Origin of the sequence: Amycolatopsis balhimycina FH 1894 (assembly GCF_000384295.1) — a bacterium.
Classification (GTDB): Bacteria; Actinomycetota; Actinomycetes; order Mycobacteriales; family Pseudonocardiaceae; genus Amycolatopsis; species Amycolatopsis balhimycina.
This window is the reverse complement of record NZ_KB913037.1, coordinates 9,364,665-9,380,854: the sequence shown is the minus strand read 5'-3', so window position 1 is coordinate 9,380,854 and position 16,190 is coordinate 9,364,665. Positions and strand designations below refer to the sequence as shown.

Here is a 16,190-nt window from a genome sequence, read left to right as displayed (position 1 = left end):
CCTCCCGTCGTCGACATCCACAACGGACACTTCACGTCGGGCGCCGCCCCTGCTCCTGATGGTTGCGCACCAGCGGCAGGAAGAGTTCGTCGACGATCGACTCGATGCGCGCGGGCTTCAGGGGCTCGAGGTCCATGAGCAGGTCGTGGCGCACCAGGTCGAACGGCAGGTCGAGGCCCGCGGCGGGGCCGTGGCCCGTCATGGCCCGAGCGTCATGGGCATGCTCGCGAGGACGACCGTCTCCGTCGTCGGAGCGCGACCGCTGAGGCGACGCTCGAGCAGTGTCGTTCCGGTCGCCACCGCCCGGAGCTGGTCGCCGATCGGCCCTGGGCAGTGGGTGTCCGCTTCGACGGCGAGACACAGCGCTGCCACCCTGATCGCGGTTGCGGCCACCGGCGTGAGCCGGGTACGGCGTTCGAACACCGGCAAAGCGTTGTCGGCGAGCTTGCGGCAGACTGCGTTCGCCCACGGCGTCGGAGTCGCCTTCGTGACGGCTGCGCCGCCGTCGCGGACGTGGTCGGCGAGATCGTCGAGGGACACCACACCCCCGCACTCGGCCACGCGGGCGACCCGGGTGAACTCGGTCCGGAAAACCTGGTGCCAGTTCGCTGGTCTCGGGCTGCGGAAGGCGGCTGTCAGCGGTTCGGAAAGTGCTCGCGCGGGTGCGTCGCCGCTGACCAGGTTGGCGGGCAGGCCTTCGATGAGGCGCATCACCTCGGATTGGGACGACTCCTGCTCGGCGTATTCCTCCCGCATCTTGCCGCGGTCCCAGAACTCGGGGTCGTAGTTGACGAACGTGGAGTTCCGGTCGATGCGCGCGGTATGGGACAACTGGGTGGCGAAAGAACTCAGCACCGGCAGCACGTCGTCGATCTCCGGGCCGAGGATCTTGTCGAGCCCGAGATCGCGGGCGACCGCGGAGTCTTCGTCGCGCGGCGCCTCGGCCCGGTGGTCCGCCCCCAGGAGTTCCTGCACCAAGGCGGCATAAGCGCTGAGACGCTCGTTCCGCTCGACGGGCCGGACATCACGAAGCGCGAAGTGGTTCACCTCCTTGCCGGCGTCCCGGATTGCGGGCACGAGCCGGGCCGCCAGCATCCTGGCGAGCCCCGGCGTCAGCCGCTCGAGGTCGTCGTCGAGATGACCGCCGAACGTCTCGGCGTCGATGAGGTTCGGGTGCGCCGAACCCGGTGGCGTCCACAGCACGATCGCGGGGCCGCGCGTCACCCAGGGCCGTACGCCCGCCACGGTGGTCAGCATGCGTTCGACGCCGGGGTCGGCCAGCTCTTGCTCGGTCGGCAGGCGGTACCCGGGGGTTTCGGGGAGTGCGTTGGCCCAGCGGACGAACGCACTCGCGTCGCTCGCGCGCACGCCGGACACCGGCTCGGCGGGGCGCCCGTCCGGCGGGCGGGTACCGGTCGCGTCCCGGAACAGCTCGTACACCGCGGACGACACCGGATTGGCGCAGATCCGTCCCCCGTCCGCGGTGTGGATGACGTCACCGAAGTGCCCGACGACAGCTACGGCCGCCCGCCGTTCGTCGGCCGTCGACCCGGTCTGGTCGTCGAGCCGGGCACGAAGCTCCGGGGCCAGGTCCCCGCTCAGATCGGCACAAGCCGTAGCCAGGGACAGCGCGGTGACGGTGCCGCTGGCGAGGCAGGCGGCCACGACCGGGTCGGCGTCGGACTGGGCGGCGTACAGCAAGGTCGTCTCCCGCCACCACGGGTCGTCGACGGCCCCGGTGAGCACGTCGACGAGGTTCTTCGCGCGGATGTGGCCGGCCGCGAGGGATTCCTGGAACGTCAGGTGGGCGAACGCGTACATCCCGCTTTCGCGCTCGATCACCAGTCCGTACGCGCTCGCCTCATCGAGAAACCGGTTCTCGTCGACCGAGGTCGACATCCTGCGCAGAACCGCGCGGAACTCCGCCAGCACGTCGGCACGGGCCAGGTCGCGGACCCGGCGTTGCATCATCGCGAAGGCGAGCCCCCGGAGCAGCAGTTCCTTCTTGTCCCCGCTCAGCTCGCTCGGCAGCCGCTTCGCTTCCTGACGGCGCCACAGCATCACCTGGCAGATCTCGCCGTACAGGTCGGCCCTGCTGCCTGGCAGCGCACCGCGGTAATGGTGCACGTTGGCGATCATGGTCAGCAGCAACGGGTTCACGGTGAGCGCGGACAGGCCCGGGGAGCGATCGAGCCGGCGCAGCAGGTCGCCGGCGGCGTCCTCAGGCACCGACGTGCGCTTGGCCACCGCCCGGTACCAGCCCCGGATGAACGTCGTCACCTGCTCGTCGGTGAAGCTGCGCACCTGCAGCACCGACGCGCCCGCGACCGTCGCGGCGCGGTAGCCCTGCGGCCGGGAAGTGAGCACGAAGTCGTTCGCGGGGTACTGCTCTGTCGCGCGTTCCACCCAGTCCGCGACGCGCCGGCGGTCCTCCTGGCGGGCCACCTCGTCGAGCCCGTCGAGCAGCACGACGCACTCCCCGCTCTTGAGCCGTTGCTCGAACCAGCCGGGCGGCTCGTCCCCGGCGTACCGGCCGAGCACCCCCCGCACGAGGGTGGGCAGGTCGACCGCCGGGCTGCGCACGATCTCCTCGACGTGGTCACGCAAGTACAGCAAGATCGGCACCGTCCGACGCCGGTTCCCGCGTTCACGGCAGGCCGCCCGCGCCGTGTGCCGCAGCAGAGTGGTCTTCCCGCCGCCGGGGCCGCCGATCACGGCGAGCACCGCGGGCTGCTCCCGGTCGAGGAAGTCGCCGATCGAGTGCCGCCCATCGGTGTCGACCGGCAGGTGGTCGAGCAGGCCGTCCGGCACCTGGTGCGGCGCCCGGTAACCGAGGCTTACATCGACGAACACCTCGTCCAGCTCGGGGGTGTGGAACCCGACCGTCGCGAGGCCCTTCAGGTCCACGAACCGCAGGCCACTCACGACGAACTCGCGGTAGCGCCGGCCGAACCGGGACACGCGGCGCCGCAGCCCGCGATCCAGACGCTCGACCAGGCGCTCCCGCCAGCGCCCCCACAGCGCCCGCGGGACGAACAGCACGGAAGCACCGAGCGAGAGCACCCCCGTGACCAACCACCCTGAGATCCCCATGACGTGCAGTATCGCAGCAGCCACGGGCGGTCAGATCGTCCGGCTGATGTGGCCGGAGTGCGCGGAGATCTCCGGTACCACCGCGGCCGCGCAGCTCGTTGCCGGTGTGATCCGTGTTACAGCACGATCACCCCATGGCGGCCATTTGGCCCAGTTTCGGACGTAAAGGTTCATCTGCGGATAACCGGCGCAGTCGCGAAGTTCCCTATCTTCGGAGACTTGACGACGATGACTTCGGGTGACGCGCGCAAACTGCCGGCCGAGGCGCTGGAAGTCTTGCGTCGACGAGCCGTGGCAGCCGTGGAGGCAGGCGCTTCCCGGGTCGAGGTGGCGCGCATGTTCGGGGTGTCGCGCAAGACGGTCGGGGCCTGGGTGCAGGCGTACCGCACCGCCGGGGACCCCGCCCTCCGGCCGAAACCCCGTGGCCGCCGCCCAGGCGAACAACTGGTGCTTTCCCCGCCACACCAGGCGGCGACGATCAAGGCCATCATCGCCGGGTCCCCGGAGACGCACGGCCTGCCCCACCGGCTGTGGAACCGCCAGGCGGTGGCCGAGTTCGTCAACCACCGGTACCGGATCCTGCTCAGCGCCACGACGGTGACGCACTACCTCGGCCGGTGGGGGCTGATCGAGGAAGCCGCCCTCACGCCGGATCCGGCGCGGCGCCCGATCCCGGTGTTCGTCCCCGTCCAACGGCCCGCCGCGGGTGCCGGCACGTGGCTGCCGGACGGCGAGCCGCTGTGGCTCGCCTGGACCCGGCCGCACACCCCGCCGGACACCGGCCGCGGCCCGGTCGCGGCCGGGCACAACCTGCTGACCGGCTTTCGCACCCACTTCGGCGACGTGCACGTACTGGTCGCCGTCACCAACCGCGGGGTGCTCCACTTCCAGGCCCGGCTGGGACCGTTCGACGCCGGGGACGTCACCGCGTTCCTGCGTGAGCTGGCCGCGCAGGCCGGCCGGGGACTCAACGTCGTCGTCGGCCGGTGGCCCGCCGGCGCGCACGAGGTCCTGCGGTCGGTGCCGGCCGGCTTTCCGGCCCGGTTCATCCTGCCGCCCGGTTGACGACCCGTTCGGTCTCCGCGCGCGGGTCGGGCGACGGCCGCGCCGGGTAGCGCCGGCTCACCGCGGCGATCGATTCGGTGGTGCCCCAGCACAGATTCGGCATTCCAGAAGCATAAAGCACCGAAAGCACAGAGTCGGCGAAACAATACGACACAGATACTTCACCGCGTGCGTTCCGCCCGAGCGGGCATCTCGTAACGCGCCATTAATGAACCGGCCGACGGATTTCCCGCGAACTGTGCCATCCTCCGTTCCATGCGTTCCTCCCGGGGCGGCCGCTGCGCCGCGATCACGTTCGCCGCCGGCCTGCTCGCCACCGCGTGCAGCACCTCGGGTGCTCCGGCCGCCCCGGCGACGACCACCGCGTCCGTGCCGCCGATGCCGCCACCCGCGGCCAAAAAGGACGCTCAGGGGGCGACGTCGTTCGCCACGCACTGGCTGGACCTGGTCGACTACGGCTACCGGTCACTCGACGCCGGCCCGCTCCGCGGCCTGGCCGCGCCGACCTGCGAGGCCTGTACCCAGCTGGCCGCGCAGCTCGACCGGGACAAGGCCGCGGGTGCCACCTACCAGGGCGGCCGCGTCCATTTCCGCAGCGCCGTTCCCGGCGGGTCACCGGAAAAACCGACCGTGACCGTGCTTTTCGACCAGGACGAATTGAAGGTGCTCGACCGCGCGGGCGCCACGACCGAAACCGTGCCCGCGAACCGCACCATTTTCGTGTTCGAACTGGACTGGTCGGGCACGGCGTGGCGCACGGCGGCGATCAAACTGGGTGTCGAGAAATCCTAATGCGCGAACCGCACGGTGATCCGCGGGTCCGGGGCACCGGGCCAGGTCCGCACCAGGCCGGTCTGCCCGGCAGGCCAGCGGCGCACGACGACGCCGATCGGCCGGTCGAGCTGGTCGGCCAGCCGGCGCAGGAAGTCCGTCACCGCGGCGGCTTCGAAGGGCGCTGTCCGGACGTCGAAGTACAGCGAACCCCGGTAGCACGCCGCGAGCAGGACGTCGAGCCCCGCCGGGGTCCGATGCCACGTCAGCCAGACGCCCTCGGCCGAGCGGTGCCCCGCCGGCCCGCTGCCGCGCAGCGCCTCCAGCACGTTCGCCGGCGCGGGCAGCAGCCCCCAGCGCGCCAGGTAGCCGCTGACGGTCTTCAGGCTCAGCGTGATCCGGAACTCGCGGTTGACCAGCTCCGCGACCGCCTGCCGCGTCCACACCCGGTACGGCAGCTCGAGTTCCTCGGGGATCCGCCCGGTCACGGCCTCGAGGACGGCGGCCTGCTGGCCGGGCGCGAGCGCCAGCTGCTCACCGGGACGCCTGCCGCGGGTCCGGGGCCGGAACGCGTCCTCGCCGAGGTCCCGGTACGCCGTCACCCAGTTCCCGACCGTCTTGCGGGAGACGCCGAACAAGCGGGCCACGTCGCTGCGCGAACGGCCGGACTCGACGGCGGCGACCGCGCGGCGGCGCAGGTCTTCCAGCGCGGCTTCGGGCAGCCGCCGTGCGTCGCGCCGGACCATCTCTTCCCCTGACAACACGGCGTTCACCGGATCCCGAGCGGAATGCGGATCGTCGCCTGGTCCACTTCGGACGTCCGGACGACCACGGTGAGCTCCCACTGCCCCGGCATGGCGATCGAAGCCCCGGCGACGTAGTGGCCCAGCCCGGCGTACTCCACGCGGACCGGCAACGGCCCCACGGCGCGGTCGGGCAGCCGCAGCTCGGCCCGCAGTTCCGCCACCTCGCGCGGCCGCGACTGCGCGTCGAGCGCGGTCAGGTGCATTTCGTTCGGCCCGATCCGCCCCGGCGAGATGTCGACCGCCAGCTGCCCGCGCCCGGCCGTGCCGCCCGCGTCGAACGGCAGCACGGTGTTCACCGGACCGGTGTAGGCGGGGATCTTCGGCGCGGCCGCCTCCCGGGCCACCTGCGCCTGCGCCGGTTCCACACTGACCAGAGCGGCGGTGAACCCGAGCACGAAGACGGCGACGGCGGCCTCGAAACCGATCGCGCGCCGGAAGCGCCGCACCTCCGGCTCGGCCGGTCCGCGCCGGGCCCGCTTGCGCTGCGCCACCGTGGTCACCGGCTCGGCGTAGGTACGGCGCACCCACCGGCGCGCCACCCCGCCCAGTGCGACGAGCACCGCGACCAAGGCCAGTTTGATGACCAGGATCGTGCCGTACGTCGTCCCGGCCAGTGCCGACGGCGTACCGACCTGGCGCCAGGCTTCGAAAGTACCGGTGACCACCAGGACGGCCACGCACACCGCGGCGACCTGCGAAAACCGCGGGACCGCGTGCCGCAGCCCGCCCACGTCGTCCACTCTCCTGAGCAGCACCAGCAAAGCGACCAGCCCCCCGATCCAGACGCTCATCGCGGTCAGGTGCACGGTGTCGGCGACGACCGCGAACCCGGTGTGCTCGCCGGCCGCACTGTGATTCGCCAGGCTCCACGTCGTCGCGAGCGCGACCCCGGCCCCGAGCACGGCACCGCCGTGCCACCACGGGTTTCGCGGCACGCGCGGCCACCAGGCGAGCCACCCCGCCACCGCCGCCAGCAGCGCCAGCCGCACGGCGAGTACCAGTCCCATCCGGCTGCCGAGCGTCGAGCCGAGCAACGCGAAGTCACCCGACGCCGAGAGCGGGCGGCCGGCGGCATACGGCCCGTAGGCCAGGAACCCGAGCACGGTCGCCGAAGCCAGCGCCGTCCAGCCGAGCCACATCAGCCGCCGGTCGCCGGTCCGGGGCTCGCCACCCGGCCGCCGCAGCGCGGCCAAGAACGCCGCGCCGATCAGGACGGCGAGCCCCGCGTAGCCGGTCCAGCGCACCACGCCGTACGCCGCCGTGGTGAGGCCGTCTCCCCCGTCGGCCGCCGGCGCGGCGGCTGCGTCCGAGGTCGGGGTGGGCTGCCCGACGCTGAAACTGAACGCCCCCCGCACCGGGTGGGAGTCCGCGGACACCACCCGGTAGGTCACGGTGTGCGTGCCGGTCGCGAGCGTGCTGGGCACGGCCACCGAGACCAGCTCGCGCTGCCCACCGGGGTGCACCGGGCGGGGCAGGCCCTCGATGGCGTCGCCGCGCGGGCCCAGCAACCCGATCTCCGCCAGCCCGACGTCCACGGGTTCGTTGAACCGCAACGAGATCTCGTGCGGCGACGCGTCGACGACCTGCCAGTTGCCCGGGGTCGTGGCCAGCAGCACGGCGTGCGCCGACGCGGTACCCGGGACCAGCACGAGCACGAGGAGCGCGAGGATCAAAGCCGCGGCCACCGGCCGGCGGGACGTTGCTGCGAGCACGGGGTTCCTTTCGCGGGCGGAGGGGACGGGCGGGAAGGCGGTGGCACGGCCGAGGACCGGTCGGCCGCGCCACCGCCCGCTTCAGACCCCGATCTTCGGCTTGCGCGCCACCGGGGAAGGCCGGGTGGGCTCCTGCTTCGCCCGCCGCCGCGACTGCCACGCCCAGCCGCACGCGGCGATCGCGAAGGCGAGCCCACCGCCGCCGAGCGCCCGCGCGGTCGAGTCGGTCGTGGCGGCCGCCGGCCCGGCGGCGGCCGGCGCGGGCGCGGCGGTCAGCGACAGCGTCGGCGCGGGGTGTTCCGGCTCGGCACCGCTGCCGTCCGGCACGTCGATCCAGCGCACCACCGATCCGTCCGAATAGGACTGAACGGCCTTGAACACCAGCTTGTCGGTGTCCGTCGGGAGCGGCCCCAGCGAGACCAGGAACTGCTGGAACTGGCCGGGCTGCACCTGCCCGCCCTGCCACACGATCGAGGTGACGGCCTCGGTCACCGGGCCGTCGTCGGTCTGCACCGGCTGGGGCAGCTTGGACCGCTGCGGGGTCACCGTCCAGCCCGGCACCGGCTGCACCGAGACCGAGGCGAGCGGGTGGTCGGGCGGCAGCACCACTTCGAGCTTCACGGTCGAAGCGCCCGGCTTTTCGTTGGGGACGGTGAAGGCCACCCGGGCGTAGCCGCCGGGCGCGGCGGGGTTCGCCGGGGTGACCGTGACGTGCGCGAAGGCGGCGGGCTGCACGAGGAACACACCGGCCACGCCGAGCACGGAAACGGCGGCGGCCCGCCGGGCGGTGGTGCGGGAAACGGACATGTCGGCTCCAGGGCTCAGTTGTGCTGCGACGGGGACTCGGTGACACCCGGCAGACCGGGCAGCCCGATGGTGGCGGGGTGGACGTCGGCGATGGTGACCATGCCGGTCATCCCCGTCGACACCTCGGAGTGGGAGAAGACGTGGCAGTGGATCATCCACTTCCCGGTCCGGACCGGGACCCAGATCAGGTCGAACGTCTGCCCGATCCCGAGGGTCACGGTGTCCATCTCCTGCGGGACCGCGAGCGGGCGGCCGTCCTGGGCCACGACGGTGAAGTACCCGCCGTGGATGTGGATGGCGTGGAACATCTCCGGTCCGGTGCCGATCAGCCGGATGTGCACCCGCTCACCGACCTTCGCGGCGATCGACGTCGTCGCCGGGTAGCTCTTGCCGTTGAAGACGAACCCGAGCGGGCCGTCGCCGGTCATGATCCGGACGTCGCGCTCGGCCGGGATGTCGCCGAGCGTCGGCACGACCTCGAGCGCGCCGTAGAGGCCGCGGCCTTCCTGGTCGCCGTCCTCGTGCGAGTGGTACCAGTGGGTGCCGGTCGACACCGCCGTCCACTCGTAGGTGAAGCTCTGGCCCGGCTCGATGTCCGGCTGGGTCAGCATCGGCACGCCGTCCTGGTCGTTCGGCAGCTCCATGCCGTGCCAGTGCACCGCGGTCGGCTTCGCCATGTCGTTCTTGACCACGATCCGGACCTTGTCGCCCTGGTTGACCCGGATGACCGGCCCCGGAACGTGCCCGTTGAACGCCAGCGCCTGCTTGGTGCGGCCGGGCTCGGTCTCCCAGGTCAGCGGCGCGGCGGTCAGGTGGAACTCCTTGACCCCGTTCTTGAGCTCCCAGGCCGCGAGCGTGGTGCCGTCGCCGAGGTCGGCCTCGGCCTGCGACTGCTGGCCGAACGCCGTCCCCAGCGGACGTTGCAGCAGCTGCGTGACCGCGGCCTGCTCGACGTTCACCGGTTCCGCGGCGCTCACCGCGGACCGCACCGGGCCGACGGCCGCGGCCGCGGTCAGCCCGACGACCGAGCCGAGCACGACGAACCGCAGGACCCGGCTGTGCGGCGCCCGGAGTCTCCGGGCGATGGCCGCGCCCGGCCGTTGTGGAAAAGGCATCGAATTCCCTTCTGCGTGGGAAGAAACGGGCGAGGAAGGGCCGGGGACGACGCGGTGCGCCGCCCCCGGACCTCTTCGGGTGTCCTGCTACTTGCACACGGTCGCGAAGGCGACCGGGTTACGCTGCCGGCAGGTCAACTGGTCGTTGACCGCGTTGCCCGGCGCCTGCTGCACCCAGCCCTCGTAGGCGAGCGGGATCGGAAGCACACCCATGCCGCCCATGCCCGCGTATCCGGTGACCTTGTCGTCGGTCGCGGTGTTCGGACCGGCGGTCAGCACCATCCGCCCGACCACGGCGGCGTCGGCCGGGTTGCCGTCGCCGTTCGGGTCGGGGTCCACCACGGACATCGCGTTCGAGAACTTGCTGGAGACGTAGGCGTAGTAGCCTCCGCCCTTCTTCGCCCCGTAGTTGATGCCATGACAGCCGGAGTCACAGGGCAGCCACTTGACGATCTTGTCCGTCTTCGGGTCGATCACCGTGATGTTGTTGGTCAGCGTGTTCGCCACCAGCACCGCGGAGTTGTCCGGCGCCACGGGGATCTGGATGTCCAGACCACCCCAGTCCCCGGACGGGCCCTTGACGGGATCGTAGTTGGCCCACAGGTCGATCTTCTTGTAGTGCTGCTTCGCCCCCGCGTCACTGACACAGGCGTCGGCCTTCAGCGAGATGCACGAAACCGTGGCACCGGAGAAGTCGGCCTCGTACGCCTTCGAGCCGTCCGGTGTCATGCCCGAGGCGATCGGCAGTTCGCCGGTCTGCTCGTGCCGGATCTGCCCGCTCGGGATGTCGACGACCGTGGCGTTGTACAGGTTGACGTTGGGCGTGATCATCGTCGACCCGTCCCCGGTCATCCAGTGCGCGTGCGGATGGGCGATCTTCTCCCCCGGTAGCTGGACCGGGATGCGCCGGTCGATCTTCGTGGCGTCCGGCGACAGCTCCATCACCGCCCCGCCGCCGTTGAGCGCGACGTGCAGCTGCCCGGTGTCGGTCCGGCTCATCACGTGTGACGGGTCGGGGCCGACTTCGATCTGCCTGATGAACGCACCACTGGCCCGGTCGAAGACGTCCAGCTTGTTGCTGAACCATTCGGTCTGGTAGATGACCTTCTCGTCCTTGTCGGTCCACATGTTGTGCGGGTTGTTCATGTTGACCTGGGGCAGCGCGACCTTCCGTTCGACGTCCCAGTTCTGCACGTTCACCCGCGTCGCGGTCCCCGGCTTGGTCTTGCCCGCCGTGGTCTCCATCTCGGTGTCGACCCAGACCTCGCCGACGCCGGGCACCGCCGGTTTCTTGTTGGCGGCCGCGAGTTTCTTCGGCACGCCCTGGTGTTCCTTGAGGTACAGGCTGAGCAGTGGGATGAGCTGCGGGTTGCCCGCCTCGTCGTAGGTCAGGATGGGCGCCGGCGGGTAGTCCGACGGGTTCCACTCCGTTTCCTGCGTGGCACTGTAGTTCTGCCAGTTGCCCGGCGCGGTGATGTTGAAGAACTTCGTCACCAGCTGCGTGATGATGTCCGCGTTGGACGGCACCAGCAGGTTGCGGCTGTTGACGTGCAGCTTCTTGCCGAAGTCCAGGCCCGGGGTGAGCGGGTCGTCGACCACGACGGCGCCGAGCATGTACGGGTGGATCTTGCACTGGAAGGCGTACAGGCCGGGCTCGGTGAGCTGGACGGTCTGGTTGCCGACGAAGGCGCCACCCTGGTCGTACGGGAAGCCCTTCGCCCCGTCCGGCCAGATCAGGCTGGTCGCGGTGTGCGCGGACGCCGCGGAGGGCTGGCCCACCCCGAAGTTGACCGTGACCGGCAGCGTGATGTCGTTGCTGGCCCACTTCTTCAGCTCGTCGAGCAGGTTCATCAGGTCCACCCCGACCGGCAGCTTGTCCAGCGACACCGGCGCGTTCGCCGGTTGCGCCGCGACCTGCTGCTGGAACTGGTCGAGCAGGCTGTTCGCCCGCGCGGCCCGTGCGTCGCCGGACGGCAGGATCTGCCCGACCGCACTGCGCAACGCACCGATGTTGAGCAGCTGGGCCGGGTCGACGCCGAGGTTGCCGACGTCGGGCGTGGAGCTGCCGCTCGGCAGCAGCTTGCTCAGCTGCGAGACGGCCCCGCCGAGCAGGTTGTTCGCACTCGTCCCATCCAGCGCGCCGTTGCCCAGCAACGGCAGTTTGGACAGATCGAGCGACGGCAGGAGGCCGAGCACCTTGCCCAGGTTGAGCCGGGGCAGCTCCGCCACGGCCAGGGACTTGGTGCCGAACAGGTTCAGGTTCGTGTTGTACCAGGACCCGTTGTCGTCGGTGAGCCGGAAGCTGACCGGCAGCGGACCGACACCGATCGGCGACCCGCCGGGGCCGGTGGTCGTCGTCGGCGCGGGGGTTCCGCTCGACGGCGGCACCGTCGTGCCCGGTGGCGCTGTCGTGGTGGGCGGGACCGTGGTGGTCGGCGGGGCGGTCGTCGTCGGCGGGGCCGTCGTGGTGGGCGGCGCCGTGGTCGTCGGCGGTGCGGTCGTGGTCGGCGGCGTGCCGTTGCCGACGTGCACCGACATGAACATGTCGGGGTGGAACCGGCAGGTGATGTTCACCGTGCCGGGGCTGCCGAAGGTGTGCGAGAACGAGGCTCCCGGCGGCATGTCCGGCGAGTTGATCTCGCCGCCGCCGGACTGCACCACGCTGTGCGTGGTGCCGTCGGTTTCGGTGTTGGTCCAGGTGACGGTGTCGCCGACGGCGATGGAGATGTCGGCGGGGTCGAAGCTGAGGTTCTTCTGCTGGACGTTGGTCGTGGCCGCCGACGCCGGAGCCGGCCCGGTGAACACGACACCGAGGGTGCTCAGGACCACGGTCGTCGCCAGGACCATGGCCCGTGAGGCTCGGCGGCGACGCCGGAGCCCGCCGGAGGAGAACCTGCGCAACGGATGCGATGGACGCATCGTTTTCCCTTCTCTTCGCAGGGGCAGCGCCGGCCACCCGGGGTTCCCGATCGGGGCGGGGATCCTTGGTGGCTTCGGTGCTGCACTGTTCTTGGGCTTGGGGGGAATTGGACTGGCCGCGCGAATACCGCACCCGGGTCCGGCCACCCGGATGAGAGGAGTCGCGGAGCACGGGCTACTTCGGCGGAGCCCGGCCGCGAATGGGCCTTTCCGGTGTTCCCCGTCCGCGTGGCTGCTGCGCCATCTGGTCCTCACCGATCGACCGAACGCCGTGGACGTGGAGCCACAATTAGGGCTGCGGCGTGTGTACAACGCTTCTCGGCACTGTTAACTGTGGATTACCAAGAGCCGTTCACAACTTGTTTCCGCAGTGAAAGACGTAATTTTCCGAGTAGGCAGAAGAATGACCGGCAATGCAAATAGGTGCCACGGCCCGAAGTGACGATCGAGCCGCGCGGAACGCGGTCCACGCTGATCATGACATTTCTGTCGGCCGACCGGGCACGCGGCGGCCTGGCACCTATTTGACCCGGAAGCGAATTACCGCCCACCCCACAACGGCTCCGCGAAGTAGCCCACCCGGCCGAGCGTCGCGCTACCCCGAACAGGCCTCTGAGCAGCGAAAATCTCTCGCCATTTCGCTGCGCGGCAGTCGTTTCCGGCAGGTTAACGCCGAGGTCCCGGCCACGCTGAGCCCATTCGGCGGACACTGGCCAGAACAACCGGCGGCGTGTCACTATGTCGCCATCGAGGCGCCAGGAAGCCCGCGCCTTTCGTCTTCCGACCTTCCCATATCACCGTGCCGAGCACCTGAGAAGACGCCAAGAAAGTGAGAGCCATCCATGATCGTTTCCGCCTGCCGAAGGAGCCGGCCATGACCACGGGAACGGCGAAACCGAAACCGGACGGAAAACCGTCCCCGGTGCCGCGGAGCAGGACGTTCCGGCTGGCGCAGCGCACGTGGTGGCTGCCCTGGGTACTCGGCGCGGCCACGGTGGCGGTCGCCGTGGTCATCGCGACCGAGGTGTTCACCCCGGCCGAACCGGCCGGGTGGGACCAGGTCAAGCTGCCCACGACCGAGCACCAGGTCGTCTACACCGTGACCGGTTCCGGCAAATCTCCGGAGATCAAGTACGTGATCGACGGCGTGAACGGCACCGAGACCGTCGTGAACGGGGATCTGCCGTGGCGCAAGGAGTTCACGCTCAAGGTCGGTCCCGGGCTCGGCGTCGTCCAGGTGCTGGCCGCCAACAACGAGAACGCGGATTCGATCGGCTGCACGGTCAGCGTCGACGGCAACGTGGTGCACCAGGCCTCGTCGCACGGGCCGGGCACCCAGGTCTCCTGTTCCTCCGTGATCCGCCCGTCCTCGAGGTAGCCGTGATGGAATTCCCCAGTGTGCGGCGCGTTCTCGCGGCCACGGCGGTGTCGGCGGCGCTGGCCACCGCCACCGCGTCTCCGTCCGCGGCGGCACAGCCGGTGGTGCTCGACAGCTGCGCGGTGACCGTGCAGGGTGAGCCGGGCCAGCTCGTGTCGCTCAAACCCGCGGCCGTGGCCCCCCAGCTCCTCGCGGCGCTGGCCCCGCTGGACCCGCTCAACGTCCTCCGGCCGGCCTTCACCGGGATCTGGCAGGCGCTGCCGCCGATCACGCTCGGCTCGATCGGCGCGGCCGACGGCCTGATCCCGGGCAGCGCCGTGGCCGACGCCGTGCTGGGCGAGCTGCGCCGGATCTCGCTCCTGGCTCCTGTTGTCGACGCGCTTTCCCCGACGGTGCGCGCGATGCTGGGCGCGAACTGCGGGGTCAGGACGAAACCCGGCACGCCCGTGCCCGCCCCGGCGCCTCCGTCGTCCCCGCCGTCCGGCGGCCACCGGCCACCGGCCACCGGCGGCACCCCGCCGGCGACGGCGCCGGCCGCCCCGGCGGCGACCGGCCCGACGGTCACCAGCCCGGGCCTGCCCGAAGCGGTGCTCGGGGCACAGTTCCCCGGCGCCGTCGGACCGGGCGGGATCCCCGGACCCGGCATCCCGCCGGACCGGGTCGCCTACGACTACGGGCCCGCGGCGGTGCCCCAGGTGCCCGCGGTCGACGCGAGGATGCAGGGGCTCGGCGGCCAGGCAACCGGCTCCGCGCAAGCTCTGCCGGCCGCTTCCCACGGCGGTATCGGCCGTTCGACGCTGCTCGCGGGTCTGCTCGTGACCCTCGTCGGGACACAGCTTTTCCGCCGATGGGCGTTGAGACGCGCCGCCAAGACAGACTAGGAGGAGCGGATGGGACTCACCCGGATCGCGACGGCCGCGGCGCACTTCGGCCGCGACCTCACGTTCGACCTCAGCCGTGTCGCCGCGCTGGCCGAAGAAGCCCGCGGGGCGGGCGCCGCGGTGCTGGTGCTGCCGGACGGCACGCTCGGCGGCTCCTTCGCCGACTTCGGCCGGGCGGATCCCGAGCACCTGCCGCCGGCACTCGCCCCGGACGGCCCGGAGGTGCGTGAAGTCGCGAACCTGGCCGCGGAACTGGTGGTGTGCTTCGGCTACACCGAAGCGGGCGAGGGCGGCGAGCGGTATTCGGCAGCGGCGTGCGTGACCGGCGACGGCTTGCTCGGCCGGCACCGCAAGGTGTACCTGTCCGCGGCCGAGGCGCTCCTCCAGGAGCCGGGCAGCGAATTCACCGCGTTCGACACCCCGGCCGGCCGGCTGGGCATGCTGCTCGACTACGAGAAGGCGGTCCCCGAACCCGCCCGCGGCCTCGCCCTCGACGGCGCGAGCATCATCGCGTGCCTGTGTTCGTGGGCGACGAGCAGCCGGGCGCCGACGCTCACGCGGGACCGCCAGGCCCGGCTGTTCGATGTGTACGACTGCGTGCGGGCGGTGGAGAACCAGGTGGTGCTCGCTTCGGCGAACCAGGCCGGTGTCATGCACGGAACACGCTTCCTCGGCCTGGCGAAGGTGGTCGGCCCGGACGGCACCACCCGCGCCCGGACCGGATCGCGGCCCGCCCTCGTCGTCGCCGAAGTGGACGTCGATGCGGAGATCACCACCGCCCGGCGGGCTCGCGACCATCTCGGGGAACGACGACCGGAGGCCTATTCCGCACGGCGGCCGAAGCGGTTCAGTCCGCTGTAAGCGCTGCAGGAACGCCGCGGCCGCCGTGCCGAGGTTCTTGAGCGCCGCGGTGCCGTCGGGGCGAGTGGGTTGTGCTGGATGTAGTCCGGTCGCACGAACCGGTCGACGACCGCCGTGGAGCGGTCCTACCAGACCACCCGGCTCGCCGGACTACGCCGCGCGATTCGGGTACTCCGTCAAGACCCTCAGCCGCGCCTGCCTCGCCGCCACCGGCCGGCCCGTCAAACGCGTCATCGACGGCCGGGTCGTTCTGGAGGCCCCGCCACACCGGTACCACCCCTGGACGGTTCCGCCAGGCCCACGGTGGCGTACACGAGACATGAACACCAGCTGGGTCGTCGTCGCGTACGCGACCGGGCCGGTCAGGCCGCGGCCGCCGACCACGGCCTGAGCCGGACGTCGATTCTCCGCGTGTTCGACGTCACCATCAATCCGGTTACCGCAGCTTCGCCACCCCACCTTGGTGACACTCCAGCCCAATTAAGTCACTTACGAAACGATCTTGAGCCGACCTTGCCCGCGTTACGTCAAAATCGCTGGTCAAACGCTCAACATCCTCCCAGTTACGCCATTCGCACCCGCCGGACACCCCCTGAAACAACGTGAAAAAACGCCAAAACGTGCTTGTCAATCGTCCGAACGGTGAACAACCCAAGTGCTCGAAGCGCACAGTTTACCCGCCGATACCGCTCGTTTGTTCGGCATAGACTTCCCGTTCTGGCCGATCACTTGACCTCCCCTGAGGCTGTCGCTACATTTGCTGTGAGTCATGGTCGAGATGC

At 70.9% G+C, this 16,190-nt stretch carries 13 protein-coding genes; 5 read left to right on the top strand and 8 right to left on the bottom strand.

All coding sequences use genetic code 11. The features are described from left to right. Window positions 1-31: 31 nt before the first annotated feature. Both A3CE_RS56985 and A3CE_RS52565 read right to left on the bottom strand, forming a co-directional pair. Window positions 32-202: a hypothetical protein gene (locus A3CE_RS56985; protein WP_020646348.1), complete on the bottom strand. Its 171-nt coding sequence runs from the start codon at window positions 200-202 to the stop codon at window positions 32-34. Next, a complete protein-coding gene (locus A3CE_RS52565) occupies window positions 199-3,093 on the bottom strand; it encodes an NACHT domain-containing protein (protein ID WP_020646347.1) in 2,895 nt (964 codons plus the stop codon). Before A3CE_RS52565 ends, A3CE_RS56985 begins: the two co-directional genes overlap by 4 nt. A gap of 228 nt (window positions 3,094-3,321) precedes the next feature. Between A3CE_RS52565 and A3CE_RS0143205 the strand changes: the two genes are divergently transcribed. After that, entirely contained in the window at window positions 3,322-4,158 is an 837-nt protein-coding gene (locus A3CE_RS0143205; RefSeq protein ID WP_063714223.1) for a helix-turn-helix domain-containing protein, read from the top strand. Here the strand turns inward: A3CE_RS0143205 and A3CE_RS59455 are convergent. Beyond that, on the bottom strand, window positions 4,139-4,261 hold the full coding sequence (locus A3CE_RS59455) for a hypothetical protein (RefSeq protein WP_020646345.1): 123 nt from the start codon (window positions 4,259-4,261) through the stop codon (window positions 4,139-4,141). The genes A3CE_RS0143205 and A3CE_RS59455 overlap by 20 nt on opposite strands. A gap of 152 nt (window positions 4,262-4,413) precedes the next feature. Between A3CE_RS59455 and A3CE_RS0143195 the strand changes: the two genes are divergently transcribed. After that, entirely contained in the window at window positions 4,414-4,950 is a 537-nt protein-coding gene (locus tag A3CE_RS0143195) for a DUF6318 family protein (protein WP_020646344.1), read from the top strand. Here the strand turns inward: A3CE_RS0143195 and A3CE_RS52560 are convergent. The 5 genes from A3CE_RS52560 to A3CE_RS0143170 form a co-directional block, all read right to left on the bottom strand. Then, window positions 4,947-5,675, bottom strand: a complete 729-nt coding sequence (locus tag A3CE_RS52560) for a helix-turn-helix domain-containing protein (RefSeq protein ID WP_020646343.1) — start codon at window positions 5,673-5,675, stop codon at window positions 4,947-4,949. The genes A3CE_RS0143195 and A3CE_RS52560 overlap by 4 nt on opposite strands. Window positions 5,676-5,698: 23 nt before the next feature. Further along, window positions 5,699-7,447 carry a copper resistance CopC/CopD family protein gene (locus A3CE_RS0143185; RefSeq protein WP_125591352.1) on the bottom strand — a complete coding sequence of 583 codons (1,749 nt, stop codon included), beginning with the start codon at window positions 7,445-7,447 and terminating at the stop codon, window positions 5,699-5,701. Between the two features lie 81 nt (window positions 7,448-7,528). Beyond that, window positions 7,529-8,254: a YcnI family copper-binding membrane protein gene (locus A3CE_RS52555; RefSeq protein ID WP_020646341.1), complete on the bottom strand. Its 726-nt coding sequence runs from the start codon at window positions 8,252-8,254 to the stop codon at window positions 7,529-7,531. 14 nt (window positions 8,255-8,268) lie between these two features. Then, on the bottom strand, window positions 8,269-9,369 hold the full coding sequence (locus A3CE_RS0143175) for a multicopper oxidase family protein (RefSeq protein ID WP_020646340.1): 1,101 nt from the start codon (window positions 9,367-9,369) through the stop codon (window positions 8,269-8,271). Window positions 9,370-9,456: 87 nt separating this feature from the next. Then, on the bottom strand, window positions 9,457-12,216 hold the full coding sequence (locus tag A3CE_RS0143170; RefSeq protein ID WP_020646339.1) for a plastocyanin/azurin family copper-binding protein: 2,760 nt from the start codon (window positions 12,214-12,216) through the stop codon (window positions 9,457-9,459). Between the two features lie 946 nt (window positions 12,217-13,162). On the opposite strand from A3CE_RS0143170, the gene A3CE_RS0143165 reads away from it, so the two are divergent. Genes A3CE_RS0143165 through A3CE_RS0143155 form a run of 3 tightly spaced genes read left to right on the top strand, consistent with a single transcriptional unit; the run spans window position 13,163 to window position 15,408 of the window. Beyond that, on the top strand, window positions 13,163-13,666 hold the full coding sequence (locus tag A3CE_RS0143165; protein WP_020646338.1) for an MmpS family transport accessory protein: 504 nt from the start codon (window positions 13,163-13,165) through the stop codon (window positions 13,664-13,666). Between the two features lie 5 nt (window positions 13,667-13,671). Next, the gene (locus A3CE_RS0143160; protein ID WP_026469413.1) at window positions 13,672-14,547 is read left to right on the top strand and encodes a hypothetical protein; all 876 of its coding nucleotides are present in this window, start codon (window positions 13,672-13,674) and stop codon (window positions 14,545-14,547) included. A 9-nt stretch (window positions 14,548-14,556) separates the two neighbouring features. Continuing rightward, window positions 14,557-15,408, top strand: coding sequence for a carbon-nitrogen hydrolase family protein (locus A3CE_RS0143155; RefSeq protein WP_020646337.1), 852 nt, complete (start codon window positions 14,557-14,559; stop codon window positions 15,406-15,408). Window positions 15,409-16,190: the final 782 nt, after the last annotated feature.